The organism is Neisseria shayeganii 871, from assembly GCF_000226875.1.
GTDB lineage: Bacteria > Pseudomonadota > Gammaproteobacteria > Burkholderiales > Neisseriaceae > Eikenella > Eikenella shayeganii.
Genome location: NZ_JH164945.1, coordinates 1 through 583, shown reverse-complemented (window position 1 = coordinate 583; position 583 = coordinate 1). Strand labels below are relative to the sequence as shown.

Genomic DNA, 583 nt, shown 5'->3' with positions numbered 1-583 from the left:
CCCGGCTGTCATAGCCTTTGTCGGCCAAGACGTACTTGGGCTTGAACCCGGCCAGCAGCGCTGGGGCTTGCGTGATGTCGTTGCGCTCGCCGCCAGTGAGGATAAACCGTACCGGCCGGCCCTGGCCATCCACCGCCATGTGGATCTTTGTGCTCAGACCTCCTCGGCAACGCCCCAGAGCCGGGTGCGCCGCCCCCCTTTTCCAGTCGCCGCCTGTGCGTGCGCCCGGACAATGCTGCTGTCGATCATCAGATACTTGTTGCTTCGATCCTGAATCAGGGACTGGAACACCAGCTCCCAGATACCCTTGGCCGCCCAGCGGGTGAAGCGCTTGTGCACGCTCTTGTAGGCTCCGTAGCGCGTGGGCAGATCGCTCCAGCGCGCCCCGGAGCGCAACACCCACAGCACGCCATTGACGAAGCTGCGGTTGTCCGCTGCCGTACGCCCGGGGTCACCGGCCTTGCCTGGGAGCAGATCTTCGATCCGCTCCCATTGGGTTTGGGTTAATTCGTAGCGGCGGGGCCGCAGATGCTTGGTCTTGGTCATCCGCCAAAGATACCAGATGAATGTCGATTCGGCCTAG

At 63.3% G+C, this 583-nt stretch carries 1 pseudogene; it reads right to left on the bottom strand.

Annotation, left to right across the window (positions count from 1 at the left end):
- A pseudogene (locus HMPREF9371_RS10900) lies at positions 1–546 on the bottom strand (IS5 family transposase); the annotation flags it as partial.
- Positions 547–583 lie beyond the last annotated feature (37 nt).